We start from the raw sequence: 16,187 nt of genomic DNA on the forward strand, positions 1-16,187 counted from the left end.
TAACCTTGCTGGCGACGGATGCGGAAGTAGCAAGGTTTTTTCGTGAATGTCGATCGCAAGATAGATATGCGATCGCACAATGAAGTGAAACAACGACTACATTTATAGAAGCCATCAACTCCCATAAATGTATTCATTGCAACAAAATCACGATCGAGTTGCAGGGATCAAATCGATGTCATGCGGCTTTTGCATTCTGAAAGTATTAGTGCCTTCCCGATAGAACAGGCTGCTGAATTCGCCAGTTCAGAGACTGCGATCGCTCTTTTGCTAAGGTTGGAAGATCCGCCGCTACAAACTGTTGATGTAATAGCTGCACACTCAGCAGATGATTGATCATGCCATCTAACTGAGTTCGTGTAGAAAGCGGTGTGTTCGGATCAGCATGACGTTTGAGAACTTGATTCACCGCATCTACATCGAGTAATCCTGCTTCTGCGATCGCACTTTTAGATAGATACAAATCACAGAGCGATCGTAATGCTCGCTGTTTCTCTACATCAGTGTGAGAAGGCGGAGCCATGAACGCGAATTTTTGTCGATCGTACAAAGCTTTCGGCAACAGTCCTTTCATTGCTTCTCGCAAAACATACTTATCGCGCTTACCTCGAAATCGCATCAATGGCGGTAAAGTGACTGCAAATTCCACCAAGTGATGATCGAGAAATGGCGGACGAGCTTCCATCGAATTCGCCATATCAACGCGATCGCCTGCCCAGCCGAGTACCTGAGATTCAAACTGAGTTTTGATCCAAATGTATTGAACTTTATCAAGTGGGTGTCTACCTGAGATTTGAGATGGATCGAGCGTAGCCGCGATCGCTTCTCCCGGTGAATAGTTCAAAGTTGCAGCCCGAAGATCAGGATGTAGCAATTCTGGAACCTGCGAACCCATTGATAACCAAGATTGTAAGCAACTCGGAGTAAAACCCACCAATTGAGTTAAAGCTGGATCGTCTAATGTTTTTTGAGCTAGTAAATTCCCTTGAAACAATCGATTACTTTCTTGTAACCAAGCTTCTAAATCTGCACGTTCTTCTGGAGTGGCATCATTCATTCCATGCCGAATCATATCAAGTCGCAACTGTGGATAACCTGCGAATAGTTCATCCGAACCTTCTCCGGTCAGAATTACCCGGTAGCCTGCTCGATGGACATGATCACTCAGGAGCATTTTAGCGATCGTAAATGTATTATAAATACTCCGCTCTGTATGCCAAATTGCACGAGCAAAGTGATCGTATAATTCTCCACCTCGCGTCATCACAATGTCTTGATCGGCTCCAACCGCTCTCGACATTTCTTTTGAAATCTCAGTTTCGTCGTAGTCCTGATTGTCAAATCCAACCGTAAACGCTTTAACTGGCGACTGTTGGCAAGCAGCAGCAACTCCTAAAATCGTGCAAGAATCAATTCCGCCAGATAGATAGCAAGCGACTGGAACATCCGCTTCTAACTTCAGTTGAATCGCTTCAATAAACCGTTCTCTCAAGGTTTCAATATAGTATTCGTCAGTGTGTTGAGTTGCGCAATCGCTCAGTAACGGAAAGTTCAAATCCCAATACGTTTTTGTCCGAACTCTAAGCTGATCATTTTCACGCTCAACAATTACCATCTGTCCCGGTTGTACTGCATGAACTCCCTCAAACGCAGTCGTACCGGGAACCATAAGCTGCATTAACTGATGGTAAGCTCCATGAGGTGAAATCTTGCGCTCCACGGCAGGATGAGCAAACAACACTTTAATTTCAGAACCAAACACAAAGCCTTCTGATGTCATTGCCCAGAAGAGCGGCTTGATTCCAAATCGATCGCGAACTAGCGTTAATCGATCGTATTCTTTCTCATAAACTGCAAATCCGAATTCTCCCCGCAGATGTGGCAATGCCCCTTCTAATCCAAATCGCTCGGTTAAGTGCATCAATAATTCGGTATCACTTTTCGATTTGAATCGGTAGCCGCGTGAAGTGAGATCTGCCCGAATCCGCTTGTAGTCGTAGAATTCGCCATTGTGAGCGATCATCACTTCCTGATTTTCAGACACAAACGGTTGACGAGCGCGATCGGCATTCAAATCAATAATTGCGAGGCGGGCATGAGTGAAACCCACGCCAGAATCCTCGATCGTTTTCCAACCACAGCCATCTGGACCACGATGTGACTGAATTGCCGCCATTCCGATGAGCACTGCTGGATCAATCGGTCGATGTCGATCGTGCTGGAAAATGCCACCAATGCCACACATACGCTCTTTCCTCCATCTGGGAAGCTGGATTTGTTTACTGTATGCAGCAACACATTGCAAGAAATCTATTAATCGGAATAATTTAAGCTTCCCAAGTTAGATTCTGTAATATATGAATGGTTGTTCATAGGTTAAGATAAAAGTAATTGATTTGGAGAAACTAAAATGGCAACTGTCACTCAGATGAAATGTGCTTGTGAGTCCTGTCTATGTATCGTTTCGACAGATGGCGCAGTTCAGAAAGACGAAAAGTTCTATTGCAGCGATGCCTGCGCGAATGGACATCCAGACGGACATGGCGACTGCGGACACAAAGGCTGTAACTGCTAATCGAAACTCAAAAAATTAGAGATGGGGAAATACTCCATCTCTTTTGATTTTTGGGAAGATTAGGATAGTTTCTGAACCGCACAGCCAATATGTTTAACTGGTTTGATGAATTGAAGGCGAGTATTGAATCAGGTATAAAGTCGGGCATCGAAGCTGGATTCGTCTCTATGATCGAAGCTGTCACAACAGGCGTAAAACAACTCGATCAGTTTTGGCAAGTTCCCGAACCGGCTGCACCCTACCAACAAATTCGAGCCTTTACCCTTAACGATCGACCCATCACCCAAGATTGCATTGTTGACACGGGTGAAAGCTGGCGAATTGAATCTTATCGAGAGCGGACTGTTTTACTGTTTGAAGTCGCGCCACCGGATGTTGAGGAATGTCTGCTGTCGTGTCGCGCTCAAATGCGATCGGCAAATCTCCACAAACCTGCAAAACTGCAATTGAAGGGACAAAACGTAGCAGGCTGGACATTCTCAAGACATATTGCGATCGGAGGTACAACAGGCTGGTATTCCTGTGAGGTTCCCTTTCACTTCAAAAAAGAACAATCCACGGGAAACATTCAAATTGCGGTCGAGTTTGAAGGAGGCGGCGTAGTTTGGATTAAAGATCTAGAACTGCTCCAAGCTCCGGTCAAGAAAACCGTCGAGTAGAGCAGTTCTCAATCCCGTTACGGACTGAGCAGAATTAATTGTTGGGCTTGCAGCGATCGCACTTTCTCAACCGAGATCGGAATTTCTTCAAGAATTTCTCTGGTCGATCGCGTCTGATTCCCATCGCAAGCCTTCATAAACTCAAACTCATCCTCTTGTAAGTTGATGATCTGATAGTCGAAGTTAAACAAACAGCGACTTTCCCAACCATCCATACAAGGACTACGCTCAGGAATCGCGTTCAATAACGCCTCATCCGAACTCCAATCGCAGTAGGGTAAGGGATCTCGACCCAAAAAGAATTCGTAATGTGTGACGGATTCGGGATCAAGCAATTCGATTAAACGGTATCTTTCTCGATCGCTCAAATGCTCCGCTCTTTCCAGCAAATCAGGATGATTAAACAAGCGAGAAGCTTCCCACTGACGCGGATTCGAGAAGCCTAAGAATTTCAATCCCGAAGCATCGATCAATTCAAACAAGGTATGAATGTTGTAATCGACTTCACGCGGATGCACGTACATATCAGCGAAACATTCATCGCGAGTATTTTCCATCGACCAGCGTTCTTGTTCCCGCCGCACTAACCGATTATTTGGTGGCAATGAGGCGAAAATTTGTCGCCCGATCGCGACTCCTTCCCGATAATCCGAACGATCCGACTGTAAAAGCGCGATCGCTTCCTGCATCAGTTGAATCTCGCGTCGTCCCAATTCCGAATACACGAAAATGTGAAACAATCCACCGGACGCAAGTTTTGGGGCAAGCGATCGAATTCCCCGAATCGGATCAGGTAAGTGATGCAGCACACCCACACAGTTAATCAAATCAAACTGCCCTGACACCTGATCCGCATCGTACAGACTTAAATGATGGAACTCGACGCGATCGGCTCCCGATCGTTGACATCGTTCTCGCGCCACAGACAGCGCTCCCGAACTCAAATCAATCCCCGTCACTTGAGCTTGAGGATTCAAATGCACCAAATATTCAGTTCCGACCCCAGTTCCGCAACCTGCATCGAGAATCCGGATATCCTGACGTTTTGGTTTTTGCCCAGTACAGAAGCTATAAGCAGCAAGCCAATTCCAGCGCCAGTTGTAACCGGGGGGCGGCTCATCTAAGAGAGGTTCAGGCGGAAAAGGATAAGTGTTATAAAGCGCCGCAACCGCAGCACTAATCGTTTGAGAGTCAGACATGATTCAGGAAAAATACAGCAAGCGGGTGATAGATCTAGTGTCTCATCCGACGTGCCCTTGTTGACGGGAAACCGTCATAGCGTGAATCGATCGAGATTTGCCACAATGGACGAAACTGAATCGATCGATCAAATATCATGGATAACAACAATTGGGTCACGCAACTTCTGATGCTTGGTGTGGGGACGACTTCTATCGTGGCGGAAAAGCTCAAAGAAGTTGGCGATCAGTGGGTCAAGGACGGCAAACTCAACCCCGATCAGGCAAAGGGCTTTGTCGATGATCTAATGAGCCAGATCAAAACCGAACAAGGCGGCTTTGAGGCTCAAATGCAGCGGCAACTCCGCAATATGTTGATGGATTTGGGTGTTCCCCGCCAAGCGGAAATGGACGAACTGCGCGGAAGACTCGATCGCTTAGAGCGTCAACTGCGCGATTTAGAAAATAAACTCTGGAAATAGTGCCAAAATTGAAAAGCATATTCGAGAGGACTGATCGATGAGAGAGATTTTGATCAGCTTCGGGGTAATGGTGGTCTGTGTGGTGCTGCTGATTGTGGCACAAGTAACGGGTTCCCGTGACAGCGCGATCGCGCTCAATTTACCCGAAACCGAAGCTGCTCCCATTGTACAAATCGCCCAAGCTGCTGATCTAAAACCGATGACGACTCCAAATCCTGACAACAAAGAATCAGTCACGACCGCTTCGGGGCTGAAGTATACCGATGTGGTCGAAGGGACGGGTGCAACTCCTGAACCCGGTCAAGTCGTGACGGTACATTACACGGGGACTTTGACCGATGGCACGAAATTTGATAGTTCCCGCGATCGAGGTCAGCCGTTCAAGTTCAAGATCGGTGTAGGTCAAGTGATCAAGGGCTGGGATGAAGGGGTCGGCACGATGAAGGTCGGCGGTCGGCGAATGTTAGAGATTCCCGCAGAGTTGGGATACGGCAGTCGTGGGATTGGTCCGATTCCCCCGAATTCGACGCTGTTATTCGATGTGGAATTGCTCAAGGTGGGCTAATTCTGAACTGATCGATTTTTCAAGCTCTCCAGTGTCAAAGCTGGGGAGTTTGTTTTTTAACTCGATCGCTGTCTAATCTTCAAACACAGGCGACCACAATTCCGAGATTTGCACTTCCCAACCTGGCAACAAATCTGGAATTGTCAATACATCGCCATCTTTTAGCGTCACAGGTTCGGTATTCGATCGACGAACTTCCACCCATCGCTGCTTCGGATGAATCAAGATACCTACTCTCGTTCCTTGTGCCAGAAATCGATCGATTTTCGCCCGGAGTCCTTTCAAACTATCCGTCGGAGATCTCACCTCGACCATTAAATCCGGTGCAAGTTCTGCAAAACTTTCAGGACTCCGACGCAATCGCTCAGCTTGAACAAACGAGACATCTGGAGCGCGGGTATCAGCATCGGGTAAAACAAATCCCGCACCCGCACCCGTGACTCGTCCAAGTTTACGAGGTCTTACCCAGTTGCGTAACTGTGCGCCAAACTCAGAGGCAACCTCGTCAGATTCGTATCCAGACGGACTCATTAAAACAATTTCTCCATCAATCAGTTCAATTCGGTAATCATTGGCATCTTTGAGTTGAGCCTGCACGATTTCCAGGTCTTTTACCGTGAGAGACATAACAACCTCCTGAGAACTCACATTCTATTTTCGCTTGCGATCGAACCTTTTCCCAATGCCAGTATCATAGGCGAATCAATCTATGATCGTTCTACCCCATGACTTCGATCCGCCTTCCCCGCCTTCTCAATGCCACCGAACGCCCGTCACTTTCTCGTCAAATGATGCGAATCGGGGCGGTGATAGTTGTGGTTTTTATTGCGATCGCACTTCTCGCACCAATTTTGAGCGCGATCGGGCTGATTCAAAACCCGACTGAGTTCCTCGACAATCCGCCTCATGCAGCACCCAGTCTGAAGTATTGGTTTGGCACGTCTAGCTTGGGTTACGATGTCTTTTCTCGAACGTTGTTTGGGACACAAGCCGCGATTCAAGTGGTGATTCTAGCAACGGCGTTGAGCTTGATCGTGGGGGTGCCGTTGGGAATGGTGAGCGGCTATCGGGGTGGAAGACTCGATCGAGCTTTGTTGTTCTTGATGGATACGATTTACACGCTGCCGGGATTGTTGCTTTCGGTCACGCTGGCGTTTGTGGTTGGAAGAGGTGTTTTTAATGCAGCGATCGCGTTGAGTATCGCATATGTTCCTCAATACTATCGAGTCGTTCGGAATCAAACGGTCAGTGTGAAAACTGAACTATTCATCGAAGCGGCTCAAGCGATGGGGGCTTCTACGTGGCGAGTTTTATCTAAGTATTTGTTTGCAAATGTGATTCAGAGCGTACCCGTTTTGTTTACCTTGAATGCGGCAGATGCGATTTTAACCTTAGGTGGGTTGGGATTTCTGGGTCTGGGATTGCCGGATGAAGTGCCAGAATGGGGACATGATTTGAGAGAAGCACTCGACGCGCTTTCAACCGGGGGAATTTGGTGGACGGCGCTGTTTCCAGGATTGGCGATGACGTTAATGGTGGTGGGGTTGTCTTTGTTTGGGGAAGGGCTAAACGAATTTGTCGATCGTAAAACTCGTTAAGGTGCCAAAAGAACTAGAAACCCTCATTGATTTGGCACATCACAAAAGATCGATTGAGTTTCTGTACATTTATCGATACGGTGTTAGTAATCGCTTTATCTCAGATTTGACTTCAGGGCGTTTCTCAGAATTTGATCACGTTTTGCCCCCCTCTATCTGATCAGTCTCATGCTCAATCTTTCTTCTGGTGATTTAGATACATTCGAGGATGCTCCACTCTCCGAGGTCGAACCTTCACCAAACCGCCTCAGTTTAGATCCTCCGCTTGTCAACCCCTGGCGACATGTGAAGACGGTCAATCGCCGTCCGTATCGAGAAAAACAATATGATCATGCTGCGCCAATTTCGCCGTTGCGCGATCGCGATTTAGAAATTATGTCGGGCTGGTTCGATCGCGTAGACATGAACGAGGTGGAACAAGATATCGACTATCATCTGTCGATGCTCTATCCAGAACCGCCTTGGGAAGAAAGGCTAGATTTGAATTTTCTGAAAGACCATCTTTAATCACACAACTTCGTAAAGTTTGATTGACGATCGACGTACATCTGAAATCTCGATGCGACCATTGAGGGAAGTTTGTCGCGACGCGAGTTTAGAATGCTGGATTTTAATGCTCTGTTTGAATTCTCTCGATCGAACTGTGTAGGAATTTGCGCGTTTCTCGTTCCTGCCAATTTGCTGACAACTTCGCTGACATTAACGCTCACGGGGTTAGGTCGATCGCGCCATCAGGTTTTTATCGCCGCAGGAATCGCTTCCTTGTTCTCAGGGATTATGGTGCTGCACGTTCTTACCTGGTTTTTGATCGGGGTGGTGATGCCTCCAACTTATATTTTGCTGAGCTTAGGAAGTTTGTGTTTGGTCACAAATCTCGTATCATTTTTTTGCCAAACACAAATCCGGGAACTGTTACGCGCTTTAGTCAGAATTTGCACTAGAGTAGAACAGCCCACGACAATCAAGTTCAATGACTGAAACGCCTAAAGACGATCGCCGGATCGATCCGACCGAACTCGATGAGGACTGGATTCCTGATGTTGATCCAGAGCCGGATTTAGAAGAACAGCGTCCGGTGCGTCGTCGCGTCGATCCTGATAGTCCGATCGTCATGGTGGAAACAGCCTTTCTAGCCAGTGCTGCTAGTTTAGTGTGGCTGGTGAATACTTATTTTCCGATGGGTCCGTTTCTGCAAATCTTTTTTCCGATTCCGATCGCATTGATTTATCTGCGGTGGGGTAGTCGAGCGGCGTGGATGGGATGCGCGATCGCGGGATTACTCCTCTCGGTGCTCATGGCTCCGGTTCGTAGCATCCAGTATGTGATGCCGTATGGATTCATGGGAGTGTTGCTCGGCGCGTTGTGGTATCGCCGGGTGAAATGGTTTGTTTCGATTCCACTGGGAACGTTACTTGGTGTGTTGGGTGCGTTCTTTAGAGTGTGGCTCGTTTCGATTCTGCTCGGTGATGATTTGTGGCAGTATGGCACGATTCAAGTCACGAACTTTTTAGATTGGATTTTCTCGTTATTAGGATTGCTCATTCAGCCGTCACTAGAGTTAGTTCAATTATTTGTATTTCTATCAATCATTGCGGTTAATACCGTATATCTTTTTGTGGTTCATTTAGCGGCTTGGTTCTTGTTCGATCGCTTAGATAATCCGATTCCCCGTCCGCCTCAGTGGGTGCAAGTAATCTTTGACAATGAATGACGCGATCGCAATTTACACACAGGAACAAAAAGCGCGATCGTGGCTCGATCGATATCAAGGAAAAAAGCCGCATTTCGCTTGTGTCTTAGGGTTTACAGAAACCGGATTAATTCCAGGAATTTCAGCAGCCGGAGCGACTCCAAACGATCGACAATTAACCGCGATCGCAGATGCAGAATTTTTAGTAAACGGAGTCCAGCTAAACCCGAAATTTCCACTACCGCCGCTGCATGTGGGTGCTTCTCCGGTCTATATTTCTCGTGCTGTGATTGAAGCATTAGAGATTCCGGTAACGGTTTTTAATGCGGGATTACCTCGATCGCCCTCGATTGATGCGATCGATCTACAAGGGACTCCCGCTCGATGTGTCAGTACTGGAAAAGCACTCGATTTGCAAATCGTTCATCATCTATTTGAGCAAGGTTTGAAATGGGGTGAAAAACTCGCTCAAACTGCGGATTATCTAATTCTGGGTGAATGTGTTGTCGGGGGAACGACAACGGCTTTAGCAGTTTTCACCGGATTGGGAATTGATGCGATCGGAAAAGTAAATAGCAGTCATTCAGTTTGCAATCACGCGCAGAAATGGGAACTGGTACAGCAAGGACTATCCACGAAGTTCGATGATCCGTTTTTGATCGTTGCCGCAGTCGGTGATCCGATGCAAATTGTGGTGGCAGGAATGGCGATCGCTGCGAGTCGATCGTGCGGCGTACTGCTCGCAGGCGGAACCCAAATGTTAGCCGTCTATGCGCTCATTCAAGCGATTCAACCCTCAGATCAAATCGTCGTGGGAACAACCCGCTGGGTGGCAGAAGATCCGACCGGAGACACGGTTGGACTCGCGAAATTATTAGGCGATGCGACCCTGATTGCGACTCGATTAAGTTTTGCGAATTCCCAGTGGGAGCAACTTCGAGCGTATGAGCGGGGGTTTGTTAAAGAGGGAGTTGGTGCGGGAGGATGTGCGATCGCGGCTTCGATGTTTCAGAACTGGGGACAGGCTGAATTGTTAGACGCGATCGAACAATTAATTGTCAAATCTGAGTCAATGAACTCGTTGCGCTAAAAGTTGTTCTTCGAGTGCAGCAATGCGATTGTAAGCGGCTGTTAATTGTGCGGTGAGGCGTTGAATTTGAATCTCTGGAGAAAGGGATTTTTCGCCACTGTGACTGGACGAATCAATCGTGTGAGTATCCACTAAAACGTCTTTGTGTTCCATTGACGAATCAGGACGGGAATAGTTGTATCGTCCGTTGGTTGTGCCGAACGACGATCGACTAATTCCAGTATGAGAATCAGAGTGCATATCAGTTAAGGCGTGCGTCAGATTCGCTCCTAATTGTTCAATGATCTGGTGCAGCGAATCTACCTTGCTATTGAGAGCGTTGATCTGGGTTTGGAGAGTGTCCATTAGTTCACGTTTTGCCCCTACTTTTCTACGCCTCATCGTAGGACAGGAATTTTGAATCGGGGGGTTTATTCCTGAATCATTTAACGTTCTGTGGGGATTCAAAATATAGCTAAAGAAACCAATGAGTACTCACTCAGCTTGAGTTTCAAAAGATGAACAAAGGTTAAACCTAAAGGAAATAAAATGCTGAATTCTAAAGCAAAACGAAAGAGCGATCGCGCTTCAAACTGTCTCGAAATTGTCACTGAATTATCAACAGAAACAAATTGAATTCTTCTATTAAAAATAATTGGTTTTTATCTCATGCTTAGGGATGTTTGAGAAGGTTTCGTTCATTGCAACATCCCGCCCTGAAATAAATTTCGGGCTAACCGGCGAAAGTCCATTGAAATGGACTAAGAAACTGAAACGATATCTGAGTCTACTTCAGTAGACTTTCCACCATTAGCCCGAAATTTATTTCAGGGCGGGTGCACAACGAGAGCGAAGAGACTACCAAACATCCTCTTTGCAAGTTCCGCGATTGACGTTTCAATCTAAGCTAAAATCACTTTGATCGCCTTGCCTAAACTCGTCATGCTGGATTTTCAAGAATTCTTCAACGCCTGTTCTGGATTGTGGAAGACCGAGCGCATCTATCACTACATGGAGAACGGCGAAATCGAACGCTCCTACACAGAGTTTCAGGTGAATCCGCTGACCGATGACGAGAAAGACAAGCTCCTGATGCCAAATGAAAATTTGCAAATCGATCGCACAACGAGTTTTATCTTTCCGGGATTCTCGATCGCGTTTGACACGGTTTCGGAAACGGGCGATCGCGTTTCGATGAGTCTGAAAGCCTTATTCGTTCCTGATAGTGCGGTCACTCATTCCAACGCTCCAAAATTACCGCTACCTGTCGCGGCTGAAGTGACTGAGGATGTGATTCAAGGCTTTTATCTGCGTGATGAAGGCTACTCGGAAGGAGGCGCGATCGCAGGACGATTCACGTATCAACCGACCCGCCAAACGTTAGAAATGACCACGCATTATAAGCGATCAGTTGCGGTCGATCAAATGCGATTCATTTCACCCGATACGCGCCTGAGAACGATCGTCACGTATCAACGCCCCGAAACTGGACAAGTTCCAACCGTCACCACTTTGATCGGTTTTGGGGTAGAACGGAAAAGTTAGCACGATTTACCCCCAATCAGAATGGATCGACGTAGTTTTCTCCTCGGAATTGCTGCCCTTAGCACCACGCTCACCGGATGTAATAGTCCAGACCAAAAAGCGTTCCGAGTTCGCTTGCTGAAAAATTCGATCCCGCTTCAATTCCCGAACGAATTTCGCAAACAACTGACTGAATTCAAAGAAACATCGATCGATATCAAACCCGCAGACCAGCTACAAACGCTCTTCACCGCTCTGCAAGGTTGGAAGCGGCAAGGCGGAAAACCGGAACCCGATCGCTCGTTTAATCTCCCGTTTGTGTCGCAGCCAGCAACGATTCCCGATCTGGTCACGATGGGCGATTATTGGCTGTCTGTGGCAATTCGACAACAATTAATTCAACCCCTTGATCCGAAAACTTGGCAATTGTGGAATCAACTGCCCGATCTCTGGAAAAAGCTCGTCACCCGCGAAAATCAAGTTTGGGGCGCTCCGTATCGTTGGGGTGCGACGGTGATTGTGTATCGGACGGATATTTTTCGCGATCGTAATCTCACGCCACCGAAAGACTGGGCTGATCTCTGGCGTGAAGATTTACGCGGACGAATTGGATTACTGGATCAGCCCAGAGAAATTATTGGTTTAACCCTCAAAAAACTCGGTCAATCCTACAACACCGCAAATCTCACCATTCCAACGCTCGAAGCAGAACTCACTGCATTAAATCGCCAAACAAAATTCTACAGTTCTGATTCGGTGTTGCAATCACTGTTAGTCGATGATATTTGGATGGCGGTTGCATGGTCTACCGATGTGTTGCAAGCGATGAAACGAAATCCGTCGATCGCTGCGATTTTCCCAAGCTCTGGAACCGCTTTATTTACCGATCTTTGGGTACGTCCCGCTGTTGTTCCGAATCAAGATAAGGCAGCACAGTCTTTAGTCGGGCAATGGATTAATTTCTGTTGGCAACCGTCGATCGCGCCACAATTCTCACTGCTCAGTCAAGGCGCATCCCCGATTCTTTCGACACTCGATCCAGCTACACTTCCCGATCAACTCAGAGAGAACGCGCTCTTGGTTCCACCCGCCCAATCGCTTGATCGCTCTGAATTCCTCGAACCTATTAGCGATACTACGCTCGAACAATATCGATCGCTCTGGACTAAAATCCGATCGTCGGTTTAATCGGCGACCAGAAATTCGTTTTTGCCAGCATATCGAACGAGTTACAAGTGATTGCTTTCGGTGGCGTTTGCTTGGTGGCAACATCTGAACTGAAACTGCACGTATAGGCAGCGAACATCTGCCCTTCTGGGTCAAACACCCGCAAATTGTAGCCATAGCTAGCCGTAACCCGACCAAACCGATTGAGGAACTCGTATCGATCGAAGTAATCCAACAAGCTCCAAAGCTGAGCATTCACGACCACATCCACCCGCTTCGCTTCCGCCTCGCCATTACACACGAGCCAGCCATTCACCAAACGCCGCCCAAATTTGTCTTGTGCCGCAATCTGATCACGCACTAACCATAAACTCGGCTCAGTTAACTCTGCCTGATTGATGGTGGTATTTGTAATTCCCTGAGTCGTGGGAGTGCACATTCCTTTCTGAAACATCTCAGGCTGAAACGGAGCCGCCGAAGGTTGCAATGACGATGCCAGTACATTTTGGCTCGTCACACCGACAATCAAGCTGGCGATCGCGAAATGGTGTACCACGGTAGGAATCGGATGTGTCATATTGAGTTCGAGCAGTTTGCCAAATTGACGCGAGTCAGTACGTAAAAGTGTCTGTCTCAGTTGTAGTCTAATTTTTCTTAAATTCCAATCCTATGTTCGATCCGCTCCGTCGTCTGAAATACTTACCCTGGATTGAATTGCTGCAAGTGTCACTGTTTACAATTGGTATCGCGATCGCGTTCGATTGGCTCTTTTTCCAAATCGCGACTGTCCCGGCAATTCGTCCCACGATCGCTCAATTGCTGAATTCACCCTTTGCGTTTGTGATTGTATTAGGTGCAGCCGTCGGAGTGGGAGCCTTAGGAGTCGCAGTGATGGAACGCTGGTTTCGCCAAATTGTGATTAGTAACTCTAGTCTTTGGGCGTTAGTGCCTTGTCTTGCTTTGTGGTTGTGGCTGCGATCGTTTCTCGTTGTCTTTCCGCAACTTTTACTGCCACCGCTGACATTTGAATCTTTCATTTGTGTGGTTCTGGGTGTGTTCTGGAAAGGAAAACCCTACTGGCGATGATCCAATTTGCACCCGCGATACGCTACCTTATTCTCAAACCCCTACAAACTCAAGGACAATGGTTGCTCTGTATTGTGTGTTGCTGCTGACAATGTTGATTGGAATTGTTGGCGCGGTGGTTCCGGGAATTCCGGGAACGAGTTTGATTTTGGCAGCGATCGTGATTTGGGGTGCAGTGCGAGGATTTGCGGATGTGACTGTTGCGCTGGCAGTCGGTGTTGTGGTTCTTCTGCTCAGTTTTGGAATTGATTTTCTGGCGACCTATTGGGGTGCGAAAAAAGCTGGAGCGAGTAACTGGGGGCAGATCGGCGCGTTTGTCGGATTTATTCTTGGGTTTCTGGGATTTCTGCCGACTTTACCGATCGGCGGTCCGTTAGGTCCAATTATCGGGCTGTTTTTTGGTCCGTTAGTAGGCGCGATCGTGGGTGAATTTCTCTACCGCAAAGATGCCATGATTGCGGTCAAAGCCGGAATTGGAATCGTGGTCGGTTCAGTGGTTGGTAACTTAGTTCAGGGCGTTTTAGCGATCGTCACGGTCGGAATTTTCATCCTGACGACATTTCCGCAGGTTCAAGCCGCTGTACAACAGATGATGAATTAGCTCGATCGACCGCTCAAATATTGCTTCAAACTCAACAATGTCGCAGTCTGTCCTAAATTAATCGGCAGCAACGAAACTCCTTCGATGCGCGACTGTATCCAACCATCGCCCCAAGCCCATTCGTGAAAGCCATCGATTCCTTGACTGAGCAAAAATCGAATGCGATTCGGCTCGGATAATTCGACCTCGTGCTGAATCGTGACCAGTCCAACTCTACCCGTGAGTCTGGTGCCAGGGGTTAGCGTATCTGCAATTCCGATCGAAAATCGCTCAAACCAGAGCCAGCTTTGTAATTCTTTGACCTGAGTGAGGCTTTTTGCCAACGTTTCCTCTGAAGCATTAACCTCGATTCTCAGACTGCTTTGTTGAAAGGTTCCGAACATAGGGGCAATTCAATCGGTACTGTTTTAGTATGCCAGATCCACAGAAGGAGCGAAGGGCTTTAAAATCAGAGAGCCGTTGTTTGAGAGTGTTGATATGGGTAGCGTTCTTGTGATTGGAGATGCCGAGTTTGAAACTGAGGTGATGAACGCCGCTCAGCCTGTTCTAGTGTATTTTTGGGCATCGTGGTGTGGTCCGTGTCGCTTATTGCCTCCGGTGATGGATTCGATCGCGGTTAATTATGGCGATCGCTTAAAAGTGATCAAAATGGAAGTTGATCCGAATCCAGAAAGTGTGGCGAAATGTCAAGTCGAAGGAGTTCCAGCTTTTCGTATTGTGAAAAATGGCGAGATTGTTCAGTCTGCTGAAGGGGTCATGACTAAACAGAAACTCGAAGCCTTTTTAAATGAGAACTTAGTCACCGCTTGAGGAAATACGATGCAGTTTGCCAAACGCTTAGAGCCGATTCAGGTTAATGTGTTCGCAGATATGGATCGAGCGAAAACGAAAGCGATCGCAGCCGGGCAAGACATGATTGATTTGTCGCTTGGATCGTCAGATTTGCCGACAGAACCGCATGTGATTCAAGCGATCGAACAATCCCTGCATGATCCTTCAACGCATGGCTATCTGTTGTTTCATGGTACGAAAGCGTTTCGGCAAACTGTGGCACAGTGGTATACCGATAAGTTCGGGGTGGCGGTTGATCCTGAAACGGAAGTGTTACCGCTGATCGGTTCACAGGAAGGAACGGCGCATTTACCGTTAGCGGTTTTGAATCCGGGCGATTTTGCTTTGCTGCTTGATCCGGGTTATCCGTCTCATGCGGGCGGCGTTTATCTTGCAAGCGGGCAAATTTATCCGATGCCGCTTCGGGCTGAGAATGGCTTTCTTCCAGTGTTTGAAGAGATTCCATCCGCAGTTTTGGCGCAGTCTCGAATGATGGTTCTGAGCTATCCGCACAATCCGACCACTGCGATCGCGCCGTTGTCCTTCTTCCAAAAGGCGGTCGAATTCTGCCAAGCTCACGATTTAGTATTAGTTCACGATTTTCCGTATGCTGATTTCTATCTCGGTTCAGATCCGATGCCGTCTGTGTTGCAAGCTGATCCAGAGAAAACGGTGTCGATCGAGTTTTTCACCTTCTCGAAGTCCTACAAAATGGGGGGCTTTCGAGTCGGATATGCGATCGGGAATGCTGATCTGATTCGAGCTTTGAGACAGGTTAAAGCGGCTGTGGATTTCAATCAGTATCGCGGCATTTTGAACGGTGCGATCGCGGCTTTGACCGGAGATCAATCGAGTGTGCAGCAAGCAGTCGAAATTTATCGACAGCGGCGGGATGTATTTGTCGATCGTTTGCGTCAAAATGGTTGGACGGTTCCTACTCCAGAGGCTGCAATGTATGTTTGGGCGAAGTTACCGGAACCTTGGATCAATGACTCGATCAATTTTGCGGTGAAGTTGATTGCAGCGACTGGAGTTGCGGTTTCGCCAGGTGCGGGATTTGGCAAATCGGGAGAAGGATATGTCCGATTCGCGTTAGTGCATGAGCCGGAAATTTTGATCAAAGCAGTCGATCGAATTGCAGGATTTTTGAAAGGAAAATAGT

Annotated in this window: 21 protein-coding genes; 15 read left to right on the forward strand and 6 right to left on the reverse strand. The window is 47.5% G+C overall.

The features are described from left to right. Nucleotides 1-205: 205 nt before the first annotated feature. The gene (asnB, locus tag NIES2104_RS21840; protein ID WP_059000331.1) at nucleotides 206-2,245 is read right to left on the reverse strand and encodes an asparagine synthase (glutamine-hydrolyzing); all 2,040 of its coding nucleotides are present in this window, start codon (nucleotides 2,243-2,245) and stop codon (nucleotides 206-208) included. 165 nt (nucleotides 2,246-2,410) lie between these two features. Between asnB and NIES2104_RS30960 the strand changes: the two genes are divergently transcribed. After that, the gene (locus NIES2104_RS30960) at nucleotides 2,411-2,575 is read left to right on the forward strand and encodes a metallothionein (protein WP_072218115.1); all 165 of its coding nucleotides are present in this window, start codon (nucleotides 2,411-2,413) and stop codon (nucleotides 2,573-2,575) included. 167 nt (nucleotides 2,576-2,742) lie between these two features. Continuing rightward, a complete protein-coding gene (locus NIES2104_RS21845) occupies nucleotides 2,743-3,234 on the forward strand; it encodes a hypothetical protein (protein ID WP_156427019.1) in 492 nt (163 codons plus the stop codon). A gap of 17 nt (nucleotides 3,235-3,251) precedes the next feature. Here the strand turns inward: NIES2104_RS21845 and NIES2104_RS21850 are convergent, their stop codons facing one another. Further along, complete coding sequence (locus NIES2104_RS21850) at nucleotides 3,252-4,433, reverse strand: bifunctional 2-polyprenyl-6-hydroxyphenol methylase/3-demethylubiquinol 3-O-methyltransferase UbiG (protein WP_059000333.1); 1,182 nt, start codon at nucleotides 4,431-4,433, stop codon at nucleotides 3,252-3,254. Between the two features lie 137 nt (nucleotides 4,434-4,570). Between NIES2104_RS21850 and NIES2104_RS21855 the strand changes: the two genes are divergently transcribed. Beyond that, nucleotides 4,571-4,894 (forward strand): phasin family protein, encoded by a 324-nt coding sequence (locus NIES2104_RS21855; protein ID WP_059000334.1) that lies wholly within the window; start codon nucleotides 4,571-4,573, stop codon nucleotides 4,892-4,894. Between the two features lie 37 nt (nucleotides 4,895-4,931). Beyond that, on the forward strand, nucleotides 4,932-5,459 hold the full coding sequence (locus NIES2104_RS21860; protein ID WP_059000335.1) for an FKBP-type peptidyl-prolyl cis-trans isomerase: 528 nt from the start codon (nucleotides 4,932-4,934) through the stop codon (nucleotides 5,457-5,459). 72 nt (nucleotides 5,460-5,531) lie between these two features. Here the strand turns inward: NIES2104_RS21860 and NIES2104_RS21865 are convergent, their stop codons facing one another. Further along, nucleotides 5,532-6,086, reverse strand: coding sequence for a Uma2 family endonuclease (locus tag NIES2104_RS21865; RefSeq protein WP_059000336.1), 555 nt, complete (start codon nucleotides 6,084-6,086; stop codon nucleotides 5,532-5,534). Between the two features lie 98 nt (nucleotides 6,087-6,184). On the opposite strand from NIES2104_RS21865, the gene NIES2104_RS21870 reads away from it, so the two are divergent. From NIES2104_RS21870 to cobT, 5 genes are all read left to right on the forward strand, one after another. Next, entirely contained in the window at nucleotides 6,185-7,057 is an 873-nt protein-coding gene (locus tag NIES2104_RS21870; protein WP_059000337.1) for an ABC transporter permease, read from the forward strand. Nucleotides 7,058-7,225: 168 nt separating this feature from the next. Continuing rightward, nucleotides 7,226-7,564: a hypothetical protein gene (locus NIES2104_RS21875; RefSeq protein ID WP_059000338.1), complete on the forward strand. Its 339-nt coding sequence runs from the start codon at nucleotides 7,226-7,228 to the stop codon at nucleotides 7,562-7,564. 93 nt (nucleotides 7,565-7,657) lie between these two features. After that, complete coding sequence (locus NIES2104_RS21880) at nucleotides 7,658-8,035, forward strand: hypothetical protein (RefSeq protein WP_202815103.1); 378 nt, start codon at nucleotides 7,658-7,660, stop codon at nucleotides 8,033-8,035. Then, on the forward strand, nucleotides 8,028-8,768 hold the full coding sequence (locus NIES2104_RS21885) for a DUF2232 domain-containing protein (protein WP_082690059.1): 741 nt from the start codon (nucleotides 8,028-8,030) through the stop codon (nucleotides 8,766-8,768). The genes NIES2104_RS21880 and NIES2104_RS21885 overlap by 8 nt, the downstream gene beginning before the upstream one ends. Then, complete coding sequence (gene cobT, locus NIES2104_RS21890; RefSeq protein WP_059000339.1) at nucleotides 8,761-9,837, forward strand: nicotinate mononucleotide-dependent phosphoribosyltransferase CobT; 1,077 nt, start codon at nucleotides 8,761-8,763, stop codon at nucleotides 9,835-9,837. The genes NIES2104_RS21885 and cobT overlap by 8 nt, the downstream gene beginning before the upstream one ends. Here cobT and NIES2104_RS21895 read toward each other — a convergent pair. Continuing rightward, nucleotides 9,817-10,182, reverse strand: coding sequence for a hypothetical protein (locus NIES2104_RS21895; protein WP_059000340.1), 366 nt, complete (start codon nucleotides 10,180-10,182; stop codon nucleotides 9,817-9,819). The two genes, cobT and NIES2104_RS21895, sit on opposite strands and share 21 nt — an antisense overlap. Before the next feature lie 576 nt (nucleotides 10,183-10,758). Between NIES2104_RS21895 and NIES2104_RS21900 the strand changes: the two genes are divergently transcribed. Then, nucleotides 10,759-11,361 carry a phycobiliprotein lyase gene (locus tag NIES2104_RS21900; protein WP_059000341.1) on the forward strand — a complete coding sequence of 201 codons (603 nt, stop codon included), beginning with the start codon at nucleotides 10,759-10,761 and terminating at the stop codon, nucleotides 11,359-11,361. Nucleotides 11,362-11,382: 21 nt separating this feature from the next. Next, a complete protein-coding gene (locus NIES2104_RS21905; protein WP_072218116.1) occupies nucleotides 11,383-12,528 on the forward strand; it encodes an extracellular solute-binding protein in 1,146 nt (381 codons plus the stop codon). Here NIES2104_RS21905 and NIES2104_RS21910 read toward each other — a convergent pair. After that, nucleotides 12,506-13,084, reverse strand: coding sequence for a hypothetical protein (locus NIES2104_RS21910; protein WP_059000342.1), 579 nt, complete (start codon nucleotides 13,082-13,084; stop codon nucleotides 12,506-12,508). The two genes, NIES2104_RS21905 and NIES2104_RS21910, sit on opposite strands and share 23 nt — an antisense overlap. Nucleotides 13,085-13,176: 92 nt before the next feature. Between NIES2104_RS21910 and NIES2104_RS21915 the strand changes: the two genes are divergently transcribed. Next, nucleotides 13,177-13,593 (forward strand): hypothetical protein, encoded by a 417-nt coding sequence (locus NIES2104_RS21915; RefSeq protein ID WP_059000343.1) that lies wholly within the window; start codon nucleotides 13,177-13,179, stop codon nucleotides 13,591-13,593. Nucleotides 13,594-13,651: 58 nt separating this feature from the next. Continuing rightward, nucleotides 13,652-14,194 (forward strand): DUF456 domain-containing protein, encoded by a 543-nt coding sequence (locus NIES2104_RS21920; RefSeq protein ID WP_059000344.1) that lies wholly within the window; start codon nucleotides 13,652-13,654, stop codon nucleotides 14,192-14,194. Here NIES2104_RS21920 and NIES2104_RS21925 read toward each other — a convergent pair. Further along, nucleotides 14,191-14,577, reverse strand: coding sequence for a hypothetical protein (locus tag NIES2104_RS21925; RefSeq protein ID WP_059000345.1), 387 nt, complete (start codon nucleotides 14,575-14,577; stop codon nucleotides 14,191-14,193). The two genes, NIES2104_RS21920 and NIES2104_RS21925, sit on opposite strands and share 4 nt — an antisense overlap. 94 nt (nucleotides 14,578-14,671) lie before the next feature. Between NIES2104_RS21925 and NIES2104_RS21930 the strand changes: the two genes are divergently transcribed. Both NIES2104_RS21930 and NIES2104_RS21935 read left to right on the forward strand, forming a co-directional pair. Next, nucleotides 14,672-15,004 (forward strand): co-chaperone YbbN, encoded by a 333-nt coding sequence (locus NIES2104_RS21930; protein WP_059000346.1) that lies wholly within the window; start codon nucleotides 14,672-14,674, stop codon nucleotides 15,002-15,004. A 9-nt stretch (nucleotides 15,005-15,013) separates the two neighbouring features. Next, nucleotides 15,014-16,186, forward strand: coding sequence for an LL-diaminopimelate aminotransferase (locus tag NIES2104_RS21935; RefSeq protein WP_059000347.1), 1,173 nt, complete (start codon nucleotides 15,014-15,016; stop codon nucleotides 16,184-16,186). Nucleotide 16,187: the final 1 nt, after the last annotated feature.

The sequence above is a fragment of the Leptolyngbya sp. NIES-2104 genome (genome assembly GCF_001485215.1).
In the GTDB taxonomy this organism is placed as follows: domain Bacteria; phylum Cyanobacteriota; class Cyanobacteriia; order Leptolyngbyales; family Leptolyngbyaceae; genus Leptolyngbya.